Source organism: Paenibacillus sp. P32E, from assembly GCF_001909085.1.
GTDB classification, from domain to species: domain Bacteria; phylum Bacillota; class Bacilli; order Paenibacillales; family Paenibacillaceae; genus Paenibacillus_AQ; species Paenibacillus_AQ helianthi.
Window position 1 is genome coordinate 1 of record NZ_LVYY01000027.1, and the last position, 15,622, is coordinate 15,622.

Here is a 15,622-nt window from a genome sequence, read left to right on the forward strand (position 1 = left end):
TGAAATGGTTGGTCGCACTTCCATTTTACCAAAAGAGTGGTTTCTTTTTTGCGTTTTTATAAATATTGTAGTATGTTTCCCGCTTAAACAGCGGAGAGGACGGAACGATTGTGGAAAAGCGATAGCGTTCGCCTTTGTGTCCGGATTTTCACCGCTAAGGGGAATAAAAAAAATCTGGACACAAGAGCGATTGGAACAACGGTCCGTTCGCGGAGCGTCCTCACGGAGCACAACGTTTGTCCGACTCCAAAAACAAGGGATGTCCCAAGTAGCCATTTCATGGCTTATGGGACACCCCCGTTGGACTAATTGCTTTGTAATTATAGCTTAGTATTCGTTGAACATTGCAGCGATTTCCTCGTAACCCGTTGTTTGGGTCAACGCCAGCGACAACAGAATCCGTGCCTTCTGCGGTACCAGACTGTTGCAGGGAATCGAATTGGCGGACAGGTCGATATAGGAATCCTTCAATGTAATGCCGCTGGATATCCGCGAGCATCTGACGACGGGAATATTGTTGTTTTTGAGCTCACCGACCTTATCGATCCAGGGCTTGCTGTAGATGCCTCCGCCGGCTCCGGCAATAATAATGCCTTTGGAGATGGTAGCCAGATAATCCAGAATGCCCGGATTGGCATCCACATGGAAGTAGGCCACGGACACCTCCGGCAGTTCAACCAGTGTTGATACGTCAAACTGGGCGGCGGTAGTATGTTTTTTGAGCGATCTCGTATAGAAAAAAGCCTGGCTGTCCCGCATATAGCCGAGACACCCGAAATCCCGCTCATCGAAGGCATTGGCCTTAAAGGTGTTGACCTTCTGCACATCCCGGCCGCTGTAAATCCCTTCAGCAAAAACCACCATGACTCCCTGACCGGAAGCCTCCGGGTTGGCCGCCAAGGCCACCGACTGATACAGATTCAGCGGGCCATCCGCACTGATCGCCGTAGCCGGACGCATGGAGCCGGTAATTACCACCGGTTTATCGGTTTTGATTACCAGATTCAGAAAATAGGAGGTTTCATCCAGGGTATCCGTACCATGTGTGATGACAAACCCATGAACATCTTCACGAAGTGCAAGTGTGTTGATTAGAGTGGCCAAGGTCAGCCAGTGTTCGCTGGTAATATCCGCGCTGCACAGATTGCTGACCTGCACCCCCGCACAATTCGCTACCCGTTCCAGATGGGGAACACTGTCCAGCAAATCCTGTATCGGCAGAGCACCGGGCTCGTAATTTAAGGTTTTATGCGCTTCGCCACTGCCGGCAATCGTACCGCCGGTGGCGAGAATGACCACATTTTTAAGAATGGGATTATAAAAAGGTGAAGCTGTAAAATTCACTTCCGGAGATGGAATAATCATCGCTAATTTCCTTTCAGATGATATCGTAAATCAAGTATATTGAGGATCAATGTATTATAACATACGATATATGGGGTTAAGGGTGTTTTTTAATCAGAACATAGTATACTGAGGGAAATTACCAATCTATAGGGAGGAGCTGGAAGATGATTGAATTGGAGGTTCAAGACTATTACAAGGGTTTGCCGGCGCTGGATCAGGTGAAAATAAACACACTCTTTGCGAGAGCTGTGCTGGAGCAGCGAATTCCGGGCAAAGTCTATGCCGACAGCAAAGATAGACCGCGAGCATTCTATGTCGTTCATCCATACGGGATGTCATTGGTTTATGGTGATTCCTCGAATAGCAGCTTTAATCGTGGGCTGTCTGATTACATATTGGACAGAGAGGGAATCCGTCTGTATGCGGAATGGCTGCAGGGAGACCCGGCCGGTGAATGGAGTGAATGGATCGATGCGTTAGCGGCTGTACATAATAGTGAATTACAGGTAAGGGGCGGGATGATTGAACAGGACGATCATCGGCTAATTCAGAGAAATACCAGAGTGAACTTCAGATTAGACCGTGAAGCTTATTTTGCTGCCAGAGCACAGTTCTTTAAGCAGGATGCAGCCCTTGTACGAACGGGAAAAGAGCAGTTTGCAACTCTGACCGGCTCAGTGGTCCCCAAGTACTTTTGGCGTGATGAGGAGCATTTCCTTGCCGAAGGAGTCGGCTTCAGTATTATGGAGGGGGACGAGACCGCTTCTACGGCGTTTGCGTCCTGCTCGGCAGGTGGCCAGCTGGAAATTGGAATTGAGACTGCGGAAGCCTTCCGGGGCAGGGGATATGCATTTACCGTAAGTTCGGCATTGATCGATTATTGTCTTGACCATCCATTGGAACCGGTGTGGGCTTGCCGCCTGGAGAATCAAGGGTCGTACAATCTCGCACAGAAACTAGGATTCAAACCGTCACTGACGCTGCCGTATTACCGGCTGTCACATCGATAAATTTCGATTATGCGTCGCAAGCACAAGATTGAAAAAAGGCACAACTCCGTGGGAGGGTGCCTTTTTTGTGCGGTAAATGGTATTGAAAAAGACAGCCTACACCTGTCCGGCATCCACGAAGCAATGCAGATGAAGCGGAGACAGCACCTTAAGTCCTTCCCCGAGCTCAAAATCCTTTCCTTCCGCCAGTTCTAGCCCCTTCTTCTTGAAATACAAAGAGTAAAGTGCCAGCGTATCCTCACTGAACTGGCTGCTGTGCAGTGCCATGGCAGCGAACTTGCGGTCGAAGAAGCGGGTAATATCGATCACGGTATTGGGTTCAGCCGTTAAATAAAATCCGATCGCTTTCGGCTGCCAGGGCTGTGTGCGGGTTCCCCGGGGATACAGCGGCAGTCCCGAGGACAGAAAAGCCTGGGCGGCCGCCCGTCCGGTGACAATATGATCATAGTGGGCTTCATAGGGAAGCCATGGATCGGGACAGAATACCGTATCCGGCTGAATGGTACGGATGATTTCGGCAATCTCTGCCGCCAGAGCCGGAATATGCTCAAGTGTGCCGTCTCCATGCGGCAATTGGTGGAACACCGTGGCTCCAAGCGAACGTCCCGCCGCTTCAAGCTCCTGCGAGCGGACTCGGGCGATCTCGGCATGGGACAACAGACCGTCACCACTCCCCAAATCTCCATTCGTCACTGTTAAGTAATGAACCTCACAACCCTTTTCCGCTAGAGCGGCAATCGTTCCGCCCATGCCGACTTCATTATCGTCGGGATGGGGCTGAATACACAATATTCTCCGGCAATCCGTAAGATCGGGAGGAGCCATAAGGCTGTAGAGGGTGGATGAATCCATTTTGAATCGCTCCTTCTTTTGCTAAAAGTATGGGGATGGAAATTAGGCTGTTCTGACTACATTGCCCTGTGGTTCTCCAAATCAATCAGAATCTGTGTCCGCTGCTTATCGCTTATCGAATAGAACAGAATCGGAATTATGGCCCCAAGGAAACAAATAGCGGGCAGTAAAAACATCACAAAGCTCAGACCCTGCTGAAGCCCAGGCGTAGCAGGCTGATTCTCCACGTAATTCAGAAGCCCAAGACTTGCCCCGATAATCAGCCTGGACACTGCTCCGCTGAATTTGGTGATAAAGGTATTCGTAGAGAATACAATCCCTTCCCCCCGAAAGCCCAATTTCCACTCTGAATAATCAATCGTATCCAGCAGCATCGAGGTGCTGACAATTATGCTTATACCTGAGAAAAAGAAGCTGATCCCAAAGAACACTAGCGTAAACAGAACATTCTGATCACCGAACAGATATGGAACCACACAGGAGAGGCTGCCCAGGATGCATGAGGAGATAAATACACTTTTCTTGGAAAAGGCACCCAATAGCTTGGGCGTTGCGGTCATACCCAGCAGCATACCGACCACCAGGCTGATTCCGACCTGTGTCCCATAGCTGGCATCTCCCCAGACATAAACCACATAATAGACTTGAATGCTCTGTCTGATGCCGGTTACGAGATTGATAATCAGCAGTGAAGCCAGCAGAGTGAGGAGAGGTTTGTTCTTATATATGGTTTGCAGATTTTTGCGGAAGGGAATCCGTTCAGCCGATGGGGCCACTCTTTCTTTGGAAAGGATTCCAGTCAGCCAAATAGCCAGCGCAGCAATGACCGATACGATGATTGCAGAGTAGAGATAGGCTCCGGTGCTTCTTTCACCGCCGAAGGCAAGCAGGAGCTGTATGCCGCCTATGGTGATTATGACTGTACCTAGGGTTCCGCCGATTTTGCCCAGTGTTACGACCAGTGTCCGTTCCGCAGGATCTTTGGAAATGACAGAGGATAACGCCCAAAGCGGGGTGTCGCAGACCGTGTATAACATTCCCCACAGCAAATAAGAAACCGTTGCTAGGGCTACGGTCAGGGTGGAGGAAGTACCGAAATCCATGAAGCACAGCACGGTAGCGGCAGCGATCAGGAACGGAGCAAACAGCAAATAAGGCCTGAATTTCCCCCACCTGGAATGTGTTTTGTCTGTGATCATCCCCATCACCGGGTCCAGGCAAGCGTCGAAAATACTTGCAGTGACCAAGATGACACTGGCTGTCGTTGCGGGAATGCCAAGTAAGTCCGTATAAAAGAATAAAATGTACATCGACATGAAGCTGTAAAGCATATTTTGGCCCAGCAATCCGCCGGAAAACACCACTTTTTCTGCCAAGGTTACTTTTGTTGTCAATCGTCTGCCCTCTTTTCTTCGGAAGATTCGGAGAATTCGTTTCTTCATAATTATGTCTATTTATAACTTATTTGCACATATTGTCAAGGGTGTGCTGCAGGTTGACAGGAATCAAATGCCTTTTGTGTATATACGCAATAAAGTGAACGAAAAAAAATAAGCATATTTAACCATTGTCAGAAAATTGCTATTCATAATTCCGCAGAATATGTCGAAATATAGCTAAGCTGTTCAGAGGTCATGCAGGGGGAGTGCAAGAAGAATGCATGACCTTCAGACCAGACACTAAGATGTTAATCTGTGGGGGGATTCTAATGAAATGGTATGGTAATTTGAAAACTGCAACAAAAATCATCTCTTCATTTTTGATTGTATCTTTGATACTTGCGGGACTAGGCGTGTTCTCGATCTTCACGCTGCGCGGCGCCAACGGTAACATAAAAGAGCTGTATAGCAACAATCTGATATCGGTCCGGGATTTATCGGCTGCCCAGATTAAATACCAGACTATCAGAGTATTTTTGAGGGATATGAGTACCGCAACAGGAGATGCTGAAGTTTCGGACTACAAGGAGAAAATCAAAACCACAACCCAGGAAATTGACAAGTATATGGATAACTACCGGCCGCTTGCTACTACACAGAAAGAACAAGATTTGCTGCGTGATTTTGATGAACAATATACGAATTACATGAAATTGTTTAACCAAGGAATGATTTTAGCGGAGCAGAAAGATCCAACTGATTTTAATGCTTTTAAGCCGCAAATAGCACAGCAAGGAGAAATGGTTGTTGCAAATTTGAATGGTCTGATTGAAACGAACGTGCAACTCGCAGATCAAACGAATACCGACTCCCAATCGGCCTATGCTTCGTCATTGAACTTGACCATCGTAATCATTGTAGTCTCAGTAATTCTAAGTATTCTCATTGGTTACGCCATAGCCCGCTCCATTTCTAAGCCTCTCTTGAATATGCTTGGACTGGCTTCCGAAGTGGCAAAGGGGAATCTGACTCAGCGTTCAGACATTTCTACCAAGGACGAAGTCGGACAATTGGCCAGTGCACTGAACCGGATGGTTGATAATCTCAAAGAGCTGATTAACGGGATTGTGATGAATTCGCAGAGCGTCGCTGCCTCTTCCGAAGAAATCTCAGCGAGCACACAAGAAATTGCCAGTACCAGCACTACCCAGTCCGTGGCGTCGGCAAGTATTACCGAACTGTTCAAAGAACTCTCCCTGGCAATTAACTCTGTAGCGGTAAGTGCGGAGGAAGCCGCAGAGCTGTCCAATCAAACGGTCATTACAGCACGTGAAGGCGGTTACGTGGTGGAATCTTCGCTTCAGGGCATGCAAGCCGTGAATCACCAGATGACACAGCTCGAAGAGGATAGCCGCAAAATCGGCGATATTATTGAGGTCATTGACGATATTGCCGAACAGACCAATCTCCTCGCTCTGAACGCTGCCATTGAAGCGGCTCGTGCCGGAGAACAAGGCCGGGGCTTTGCAGTAGTAGCAGATGAAGTACGGAAACTGGCAGAACGAAGCAGTGATGCTACCAAGGAAATTACAAAAATCATCAAAGCTATGCAAGAGAACACCAAGCAAAGTGTCCGGGCTGTTGCCGAAAGTGTTGAGCAATCTTCGATGACCAGCCATGCCTTTGAGCAAATTATCAGCATGGTCAACACCTCATCGCTCAAAGTTAATGAAATAGCGGCAGCCTGTGAAGAGGAATCGGCTCAAGCAGCCGAAGTAATGAATTCGGTTGAATCCATAGCGGCCTCTAGTGAAGAGTCTGCCGCTGCCTCGGAGGAGACAGCAGCAACCTGCCAGGCGTTGGCCCAGCTCGCTGAGGAGCTTGCCCACTCCGCGGGTGCGTTCAGAACCCACTAATCTACAGACTGAAGGTGTATTCATGTCCACACTGCAGAAGGAACAATATATAGAGCTGGCTGTTGGTCCGGAAACCTGCGCCATTCGCATTGAAGAAGTGCATGAAATTATCAAAATGCTCAGCATTACCGACATTCCTTTCAGCCGGAATGAAGTAAAGGGTGTAGTCAATCTTCGCGGCAAGGTAGTCTGCGTAATGAGTCTGCGAAATTTACTGGGGATGTCCGATGAGGCTTATACACGGGCCACAAGAATTGTGGTGGTCCGTTTCCGGGAGGAATTTGTAGGTCTAATCGTGGATAAAGTGAATAAGGTAACCACCTATGGAGAGGTACATCCCCCATCAAGTGGACAAGGCCGAAGCCGTGAAGGCGTATTCCTGGGCATTGGCCAACGTGAGGACCAACTGATCGGTATCTTGAAGCTCGAGGAAGTATTGGGCGGTTAGGGAGGAGAACAATAGATGATGATGGAGCTGTCTGCCTACCGCGATATTTTCATTGAAGAGCTGAACGACCAATTGGAACGGATAGATCAGTCGCTTCTGGTATTGGAGCATACCCCATCCCCGGAGCTGATCCAGACGATTTTCCGAGCTGCACATACAATCAAAGGGTCTTCATCCACTATGGGCTTCAAGGAAATGAGTGACTTGACCCATGAAGTCGAATATATCCTGGATTGGGTTCGGGAAAAGAAGCCGGAGATCAGTTCCCAACTGATTGACACCTTGTTTCGGGCGCTGGATGTAATGAAGCTGCTGCGCACCGAGTATATCAGTGGAAGTAATTACACAGATTGCAGCAGTATGGTGTCCGAGATCAAGTCCCTGATCAGCATGCGTTCAGAACCAGAACGGAGCATGCCCCCGGTTCTGAACGCATCAGAAATGCTTCAGGCGGAGGAAGCAGCTGGCTCAGGACAGCATCTGCTCGCTGTAAGCGTCAATCTGATGGAAGATTGTCTGATGAAGGCTGCAAGACATTTTATCCTGGTGCAGCGTATTGAAGAGGTGTGTGGAACCGTTATTGCTGTCTCTCTTCATAAAGCGGCTGCTCCGGGAGCGGATGAAGACGAACGGCATGGCCAGTTTACCGTGGTGGTTGCTACCTTGAAGGAGCGGCAACAGATTCAGGACCAGCTTGGTGTCGATTCTGATGTGAAGAGTATGCATATTGCTCCATTTGAGCTGAAATGGTCCAGAACGGACAGCTTAGTTCATGCCCCGGAGGCACCTGTACAGCAGGGGAACCCAAAGCCGGATGAACGGGGGAAAGGTTCCCATCCAACGGTCAGGGTCAACGTGGAGCGTCTGGATCACCTGATGAACCTGGTCGGTGAACTGCTGATTGAGCAGACCTCTTTAGCCGATTTGAGTGCTGCCGGTCAACGTTCCGATCCGGGCAGAGTTCTGCCCGATATTGGAAGTGTATCCGATCATATGGGCAGTATTATCAAGGAGCTGCAAGAAGGGGTCATGAAGACACGGATGCTGCCGATCGATCAGCTGTTCAGCCGATTCCCCCGTCTGGTTCGGGATTTAGCCCAGAAGCTGGGCAAGGATATTGAACTGGTGATCCAGGGCGGAGAAACGGAACTTGACCGGATGATTATCGAGGAGCTGAGTGATCCCTTGATCCACCTGATCCGTAACAGTGCGGACCACGGGATTGAGAGCCCAGAGGTCCGGGAGGCCGGAGGGAAGGCGGCGAAGGGAAGAATCACTTTAACTTCTTTTCATGAAGAGAATCATGTAGTGATCCGTCTGGAAGATGATGGACAAGGGATCGACGCTGGTAAGATCAAGGCTTTGGCTCTTGGTAAAGGGATCATATCCGAAGAGCAGGCGAGTTACTTATCAACCCAAGAAGCGGTTCATCTGATTTTTGAACCCGGATTTTCGACGGCTTCTGAAGTGAGTGAGGTGTCCGGCAGGGGGGTCGGGATGGATATCGTACGCAGTCAGATTGGACGGCTGAATGGCATTGTTGATATCCAAACTGAACCGGGACAAGGTACTGTTTTTACTATCCGTCTCCCGCTTACACTGGCCATTATTAAGGGTCTTCTGGTCAAAGTCTCCGGACGCGTGCTGATTCTGCCGATGTATAATGTCGCGGAAATTGTGCGTATTGCACCAGAAGAGATTCAAATTGTGCAAGGTGAGCAGGCAATACTTAACCATGAGCGGATTGTCCCGCTCTCCTGGCTGAGAGACAAATTGCATTATCCCCGGGCGGAGCGCAGCTCCAAGACCATTCCGCTCGTCATTGTCAGATCTGTTGACAAGATTGCCGCTTTTGCTGTGGATGAGATTATTGGCAACCAGGAAGTTGTCATTAAGTCGCTGGGAGCGTATCTCGGAACCATGAACCATCTCTCAGGAGCAACGATTCTTGGAAATGGCCGGGTTGCCCTCATTTTGGATGCTGCTTACCTGGTAAGTCATTAATTCAACAGACCTATACAACAAATAGCCGGAAGGACACAGCCCAATGCTGTGAAGTCCTTCCGGCTATTATTGAATTAAATGCTCTAACTAGTTCATAACTCCGGTAAAAGCGACTTTGCAGGGGGGCCTGAACTAAGATGTTCGATCGCTCTTTGGTTGAGCTGCAGCTCATTCATATAGGTGTTAACCTTGGATTGAAGACTTTGCAGAATCTTAATATGCATTTCGCCCACTTGCTCTTCGATGCAAAATGCCGAACATGTCATAATGCCATTTGTATAGGATTTGGTTTCATCAACAACTGTGTTGAGCTTCTCTTTATAGATTCTTTTCACCGGCCCATTCTCCGGCTTGATCTCATAATAACGACTTGTCTCCAAAAGCAGCCGCCAATGGCTGACCTTGATCTCATATTCGTCCTTTTCTATTTCTGCGGATACTTTCACAATGCGAATGTGACTGTTCGTGATGATATGACCCTCCTGAACCCTTATGTCTTAAGGGGCTAAATTCTCTTAAATGGCTTAAGAGATTATATCATGCCTGTCTCTCTATTCTCAATACTGCGTTACAGTAAAGTACTGGCAGATGACTGAACTTTAGGATTACCGGCGAGCTGTAGGACTTGTTAATACAAATAGACAACATCAGTGTTCAAGTTTTTTTGGAAAATATGATTTTTTGGGTTGAAAAAAGCGTTCGATGATTGTATAGTATAACATAATATGTAAGCTTTTACTATGTATGTGGTTTCATGAGAATACACCATCTGTTATGTTTCTTAATCAAATCCGCCTTGAACGATAAATCTTCTTAGATCTAATGATCTAACTGCCTCCATATGCAAATGCACCTCCGTAATTCCTATTAGCTACACCCTACGATTAGATAACTACCATCCCTTAAGCTGGTCACTTCACCTTTTACATCATAAATGAAACACCAAGACTTACCCCATAGATTTACAAGTTTAGTGAAGGGGGGATATTCTCGGAAAATAGCGCACGGAAATGTGAAGCAAACCATTTGAGGAGGTAGCTTTATATGTTCAAAAAAATGATTGCGGTTTTTTGTGCATTAATTATCACCTTCATGACCGTATCTTTCGTCCCCCCGCAAAAGGTGAATGCCGAAGCTAATTCGGTCGTAGCCCAAAATGGCCAACTGCGAGTTTCCGGGAACCAGTTAGTGAATCAGGCGGGAGAAGCGATCCAATTAAAGGGGATGAGTTCCCATGGTGTGCAATGGTTTGGCCAGTACGTGAATTATGATAGCATGAAATGGATGAGAGACAATTGGGGTATAACTATATTTCGGGTAGCTATGTATACGCAAGATGGCGGCTACATTAATGATCCTTCGCAAAAAAACAAGGTGAAAGAAGCTGTACAGGCCGCAATTGATTTGGGAATCTATGTGATTATCGATTGGCATGTGCTGGGTGAAAAGGATCCGAATATTTATAAACAACAGGCAAAAGGTTTTTTTGCAGAAATGGCCAATTTGTATAAGGATTATCCGAATGTGATCTATGAAATTGCCAATGAGCCTAACGGGTATGCTACGTGGAACGGCCACATTAAGCCCTATGCAGAGGAAATGATTCCGGTCATCCGATCCATTGATACGAATGGAATCATTATCGTAGGAACCGGAACATGGAGCCAGGATGTACAGGATGCTGCCAACAACCCCATCGCCCAAAGCAACATTATGTATACAACTCATTTCTATGCTGGAACCCATGGTGCATGGCTGAGAGATCGTATTGATTATGCGAGGAGTAAAGGTATAGCCGTATTCGTCACAGAGTGGGGAACGAGTGACGCTTCCGGAGACGGCGGTCCTTTCCTTGCCGAATCTAAAGTATGGACGGATTTTATGAAAGACAGAAAACTGAGTTGGACCAACTGGTCGTTATGTGATAAAACGGAAGCCTCTGCTGCATTGGCGCCTGGCGCAAGCCCTTATGGAGGATGGTCTGACGGGCAGTTGACGGCATCCGGTAAATTTGTCAGAGATCAGATAAAGTCAGAAACGCCTCCAAGTGATGGTATCGTTTCTGGTAAAACCTACAAAATGGTTAACGTAGGCAGCGGTAAAGCACTGGACGCAGCTGCAGCAGGTACTGCAAACGGCACAAATGTACAGATCTGGGATGATAACGGAACGGGCGCTCAACAGTGGATAATCACCGATGTTGGCGGAGGCTTGTATAAGGTTATTAACGCCAATAGCAATACAGGTCTGGATGTAGCTGAGATGGGGACTGCCAATGGATCAAATGTGCAATTATGGAGTTATGGCGGCGGTTCCAATCAGAAGTGGAGCATTGTTAAAGTTGGAAGTGCTTACAAATTGATTGCCAGCAATAGCGGAAAAGCTCTGGATGTCAATGCTGCTGGTACTGAAAATGGAACCAACGTTCAAATTTGGGATGACAATGGCACGAACGCGCAAAAATGGAATCTGTTCCAATTAAACTAACTAGAAACCATAGAATCCAAAGAGCAGCGATTCTCCAGTACTTGGAGGACCGCTGTTCTGCAATTTTTGGTCATTTGCAGCTTGATTCAGTAGAATATGAGCAGGTGAAAGCCAAAGAACCTGGGGTGTCTCAAGTAGAGCGACAAAATAAACTTGACGATGGGCAGGTAGGGGATGCCATAATAATGGGATATATCCTTTATTTTGAAGTTGTGCTTTGTGGTGTAGAAACTGAAGGGATTCCAGCGAATACTGTGACCGCTGATATATCAGCAAAAACCGGCTTAAGGGAAACTGCAGGTGAGGCACTGGAGATGGTCAGCGAAGCCGATACACCTTCGCAAGATGGTGTTTATCTTATTAGAGATAGTAGATCGCGGGGAAGGGGGGCTTTGAGAGTATCTTCACTTGTGTCCCTGAATATGGTAAGGAATTAAGTATACGGATTAAAAATAACGGCAGTTCGGGTATCATTATTGCTAATGTAATTCGTGGCTCGCATGAGTATGGATATGTGGATGTGAAAGCGGGACAATCCATAACGAGAACCTTCCACATGGCTGATGGCAGCGGAATTTCCGGAGAATGGAAGGTTTATCTTACCACCCAGGATGGGCATGAGACCGACTTAAACATTGCAGCAGAACAACACTAAGTAAAGTAAAGAAACAGGGGAATCGCCTGATACTTTACTTTTTATGAATAGAAAATTTTTAAGGAAAGTATTACAATAAATCCATTATTGACCTGGTAGGCCAATGAAAACTGTAAATGATTAATAAAGGAGACGAGCTATGAAAGAACACAACGTAAATAAAGGACATCCGGTTTTATTTTCACTTATGCTTGGCATTTTGCTGACCCTGTTGGTATCCGTTGCATCAGTAGCCGCAAGCATCATGGAGCTTGACGACACGGGAATCCGGTTTGCCCAGGCTTGCGCCTTTTTGCTCATGGCCGTAATCATCACGGTGTACATGACCAGAAGTAAACGTCCATTCGGCAGCTATGGATTCCAAAAACGAATCGGGGCGAAGGATAAGCAGGCGCTGTATTACATACCATTGCTGATTATCGCGCTGCTTCAGCCGGTTATGAGCGGAATCAATCTCAAACTTTCGGGAATCGGAATCTTGAGTATTCTGCTGCTAACGGTTTTTGTCGGATTTACAGAGGAAACGATTTTCCGGGGAATCATCCGGGAGAAGCTTCGTCACAAAGGGCCCGTGTTTTATATTGTTTTTTCTTCCGTGTTTTTTGGCATTCTGCATATGGCTAATGCGCTTAACGGAACTGAATTTATACATATCATTCTTCAGGTCATCAATGCGCTGCTGCTGGGCTTTATTCTGGCGCTCTTAATAGAAACTACGGACAATATTATTCCCTTAATCGTTTTTCATTTTATCTATGATGCACTTGCCATGGTCAGTAATGAAAATTTGGATCAGGAAATTCTGATAGTGTCCCTGCTGAATATTCTATATTTGCTGTATGGAATTTACCTATATGTGGTATTGACGCGCAGAAATAAATCGAATAGCCTATCGATGTAAACCACCAACCGGCCCGCAAGCAGGAGTAATTCCTGCTTCGGGCCGGTTGGTTGGTGCAGCATATGAATTTGTCCTGCTATGCCACATCCGGTTCCTCATTGGAATCCGTATCTGTTTCAGGGTCAGCTGCTGCCTGTACCTCTAATTGGAATTGGTTGACCAGATTATCCAACTCCTCTGCTAATTGGGTCAGGCTACGGGTGGAATCCATCATTTCCTGCATCGCCGACATAGATCTGACGGTGGCTTGTGCCGCATGCGCAGCTTTTCCGCTGGACAGCTCTGCGTTATTGGAAATGAGCTGGATCGTAGCTGCGATCTCTTCGGAGCTGGAGGAGATCTCTTCAACTATGGCAGAAACATTGATGATCTGGCTGTTAACCGAATCTACCTTTTCTGTAATATGCTCAAACGCTTTGCCGGCTTTTTGGACAACATTTAAGCCCTCTGCCGTTTTTTCCGAGCTAAGGTTAATCTGAAGTACGACGGCCTCTGTTTCGCCCTGAATGGAGCGGATCATTGCGGATACTTGGTCAGAAGCAGTTTTGGATTTCTCCGCAAGCTTCTTCACTTCATTTGCCACAACAGCGAAGCCTTTTCCTTGTTCGCCCGCACGGGCTGCTTCTATGGATGCGTTCAAGGCTAGCAGATTTGTTTGGGATGCTATCTGTGAGATGAGCTCAATGATTCCATCAATTTCTTTCGTTTTTTCCCCCAGACGTTCAATAACTGCTACGGATTCACTGGAATCGAGAACAAGATTCTCGATCATTTGCTGCGTTTCATGAATGATTACCCGCCCCTGCTCAGCCTGTGCGAGAGAGGATGCTGATGCATGGGCGACATCCTCAGTGCTCATGGAGATCTGCTCGATGCCCTTGGCCACTTCATCGATTCCCAAGGAGCTCTCTACAATGGAAGCAGATTGTTCCTTGGAGTTCTTCGCGATCTCATCAAGGGAAGCGGCGATGCTTTTCTCTGTTCTGCTTGCCATAATGGAGATTAGTGATATCTGGTTGGCGTTATCCGCTAACCGGCTGGATGAACGTGAAATTTGTTCCAGCGTGTGCTTCAGATTAAAGACCATTTGGTAAAAGGAACGGGATAATATTCCGATCTCATCCTTGCGGCTGTTATTAAGTACTTCAATATCCGCGCGGAGGTCACCGGCAGCTATTTGCTCAGAGAACCGTACAAAGACACCTAGAGGTTTAGTGAAAAACCGGCGGACCAAGAGCCAAAAAACCAGCATCACCAGAACAAGCAAAATTAAAGATACTATGATGATGTAATACACTAAATCTACGGAAGCCTCCAGTTTATCTGCAATGTCAAACTGAACACCGGCAACATATGTAGTTTTTCCGTCCGTATGTAAAGGAGTAGTAACATCCACAATATTCTTATCCAATAGGGTTACCGTGCGGTTCTCCTTGGCTGCCTCAATGTCTTCCTTATCGGCAGGTTTGCCAATTTCTGCCGCATCCATGGAAGCTATCGCTTTGGGCTGGCTATCCAGGCTGTAAATATTAAAATCTACAATTTCAAGGTCAGCCGACTTTAGTTTATCCAGTGAAGCTTGAAGCTCCGCTGCCGATTCCTTTCCGGATAAAGTCGAGTCAAAGGCTTGGATAACGACCTGGGCCTTTTCTTCTCCAGAGCTGATAGCGGCTTTCCTGCTCTGAGAGTAGAAAACAGAACAAATGATAAGCGTTACAACAATCAGAGAAATACTAGCCATAATGATAATCTTGTTAGCAACTTTCAACGAAATCCACCTCATTATTTATTTATAATCCTGATGAAAGTAAATTGCGTACAATATACTTTTATCAAGTATAACATAGAACATGTGAAATTATATACAATTCACCCGCAACTTACTAAATGTAAAAAAAGCCTAGCAGGGCAGGCTGCATTGCCGTTGCTGTAGCTCAAAGTTCAGTTTGTACGAAAACGCTTACAAAACTGCGAAATATGCAGCTTTACTTAGATTTAGGAAGACCAGGAATGGGAATCACCGTATATCGGGAAATAGGCGAATAAATACAATTCTATGAAGTTTTAAATAATACCTATAATGCGCTAGAATAAAGGCATCACCACAGGAACCACAAAAGCAAACGTCAGTGGTTACCAGGGTGACTGTCTCATTCCTAAATTTAGCAATGAATGTAGGAGAGGAGAGAATCCAATGTACTAAGTTAGCGAAGCATGCCGGAATCGGCTGCGGGTAGAGAGGTGGATGTGACAACATCTTTCGGCAGACCGTGGGGATGCGGGAAACCACAGCAAATCTTTATTGAAGGAAAAAGCTGTTCATTCAAGCAAGAGTGATCTTGCGGAAGAAAGAGCGTGATTCCACCAGAAAAGGTTAGCGAAGCGTACGGATACGATGTTCACAGCAGGGAAAACGCCAGTGAAAACGTTTTTCGTGAAATCGTGTACGTGGGAATTCACCCCATATGCAGGACATGGATTATAACTCCGGACAGGAGAGAACGGGTAATACGGTAATTTGAATATGAGAACAATCACCATGTCAGGGATATGGCTTGTTACTTGGAGGAAATGATTGAAGTGCATACAGGAGTTAACACATAAGTCCCCGTTACCTTGCTAT

Annotated in this window: 12 protein-coding genes; 7 read left to right on the forward strand and 5 right to left on the reverse strand. The window is 46.7% G+C overall.

The genetic code is table 11. The features are described from left to right. Positions 1-327 precede the first annotated feature (327 nt). Positions 328-1,365 carry an asparaginase gene (locus A3848_RS21990; RefSeq protein ID WP_074087001.1) on the reverse strand — a complete coding sequence of 346 codons (1,038 nt, stop codon included), beginning with the start codon at positions 1,363-1,365 and terminating at the stop codon, positions 328-330. Positions 1,366-1,511: 146 nt separating this feature from the next. Between A3848_RS21990 and A3848_RS21995 the strand changes: the two genes are divergently transcribed. Then, on the forward strand, positions 1,512-2,357 hold the full coding sequence (locus A3848_RS21995) for a GNAT family N-acetyltransferase (RefSeq protein WP_074087002.1): 846 nt from the start codon (positions 1,512-1,514) through the stop codon (positions 2,355-2,357). A gap of 96 nt (positions 2,358-2,453) precedes the next feature. Here the strand turns inward: A3848_RS21995 and A3848_RS22000 are convergent, their stop codons facing one another. Continuing rightward, a complete protein-coding gene (locus A3848_RS22000; RefSeq protein WP_074087003.1) occupies positions 2,454-3,209 on the reverse strand; it encodes a PIG-L deacetylase family protein in 756 nt (251 codons plus the stop codon). Positions 3,210-3,265: 56 nt separating this feature from the next. Continuing rightward, entirely contained in the window at positions 3,266-4,603 is a 1,338-nt protein-coding gene (locus A3848_RS22005; protein WP_074087004.1) for an MFS transporter, read from the reverse strand. Between the two features lie 314 nt (positions 4,604-4,917). On the opposite strand from A3848_RS22005, the gene A3848_RS22010 reads away from it, so the two are divergent. The 3 genes from A3848_RS22010 to A3848_RS22020 are packed head-to-tail and all read left to right on the forward strand — an operon-like array spanning position 4,918 to position 8,956. Beyond that, positions 4,918-6,504 carry a methyl-accepting chemotaxis protein gene (locus A3848_RS22010; RefSeq protein ID WP_074087005.1) on the forward strand — a complete coding sequence of 529 codons (1,587 nt, stop codon included), beginning with the start codon at positions 4,918-4,920 and terminating at the stop codon, positions 6,502-6,504. Positions 6,505-6,526: 22 nt separating this feature from the next. After that, on the forward strand, positions 6,527-6,952 hold the full coding sequence (locus A3848_RS22015) for a chemotaxis protein CheW (RefSeq protein ID WP_074087006.1): 426 nt from the start codon (positions 6,527-6,529) through the stop codon (positions 6,950-6,952). A 15-nt stretch (positions 6,953-6,967) separates the two neighbouring features. After that, positions 6,968-8,956: a chemotaxis protein CheA gene (locus tag A3848_RS22020; RefSeq protein WP_256702518.1), complete on the forward strand. Its 1,989-nt coding sequence runs from the start codon at positions 6,968-6,970 to the stop codon at positions 8,954-8,956. 92 nt (positions 8,957-9,048) lie between these two features. Here A3848_RS22020 and A3848_RS22025 read toward each other — a convergent pair whose 3' ends face one another. After that, positions 9,049-9,402, reverse strand: coding sequence for a hypothetical protein (locus tag A3848_RS22025; protein WP_074087007.1), 354 nt, complete (start codon positions 9,400-9,402; stop codon positions 9,049-9,051). Positions 9,403-10,000: 598 nt separating this feature from the next. On the opposite strand from A3848_RS22025, the gene A3848_RS22030 reads away from it, so the two are divergent. The 3 genes from A3848_RS22030 to A3848_RS22040 all read left to right on the forward strand — a co-directional run bounded on the left by A3848_RS22030 (position 10,001) and on the right by A3848_RS22040 (position 12,999). Continuing rightward, positions 10,001-11,443 (forward strand): cellulase family glycosylhydrolase, encoded by a 1,443-nt coding sequence (locus tag A3848_RS22030; RefSeq protein WP_074087008.1) that lies wholly within the window; start codon positions 10,001-10,003, stop codon positions 11,441-11,443. A 104-nt stretch (positions 11,444-11,547) separates the two neighbouring features. Continuing rightward, positions 11,548-11,880, forward strand: a complete 333-nt coding sequence (locus A3848_RS22035; protein WP_178382055.1) for a hypothetical protein — start codon at positions 11,548-11,550, stop codon at positions 11,878-11,880. A 357-nt stretch (positions 11,881-12,237) separates the two neighbouring features. After that, a complete protein-coding gene (locus A3848_RS22040) occupies positions 12,238-12,999 on the forward strand; it encodes a CPBP family intramembrane glutamic endopeptidase (RefSeq protein WP_074087010.1) in 762 nt (253 codons plus the stop codon). Between the two features lie 76 nt (positions 13,000-13,075). On the opposite strand, the gene A3848_RS22045 is transcribed toward A3848_RS22040, so the two are convergent. Continuing rightward, a complete protein-coding gene (locus A3848_RS22045) occupies positions 13,076-14,740 on the reverse strand; it encodes a methyl-accepting chemotaxis protein (protein WP_178382056.1) in 1,665 nt (554 codons plus the stop codon). Positions 14,741-15,622 lie beyond the last annotated feature (882 nt).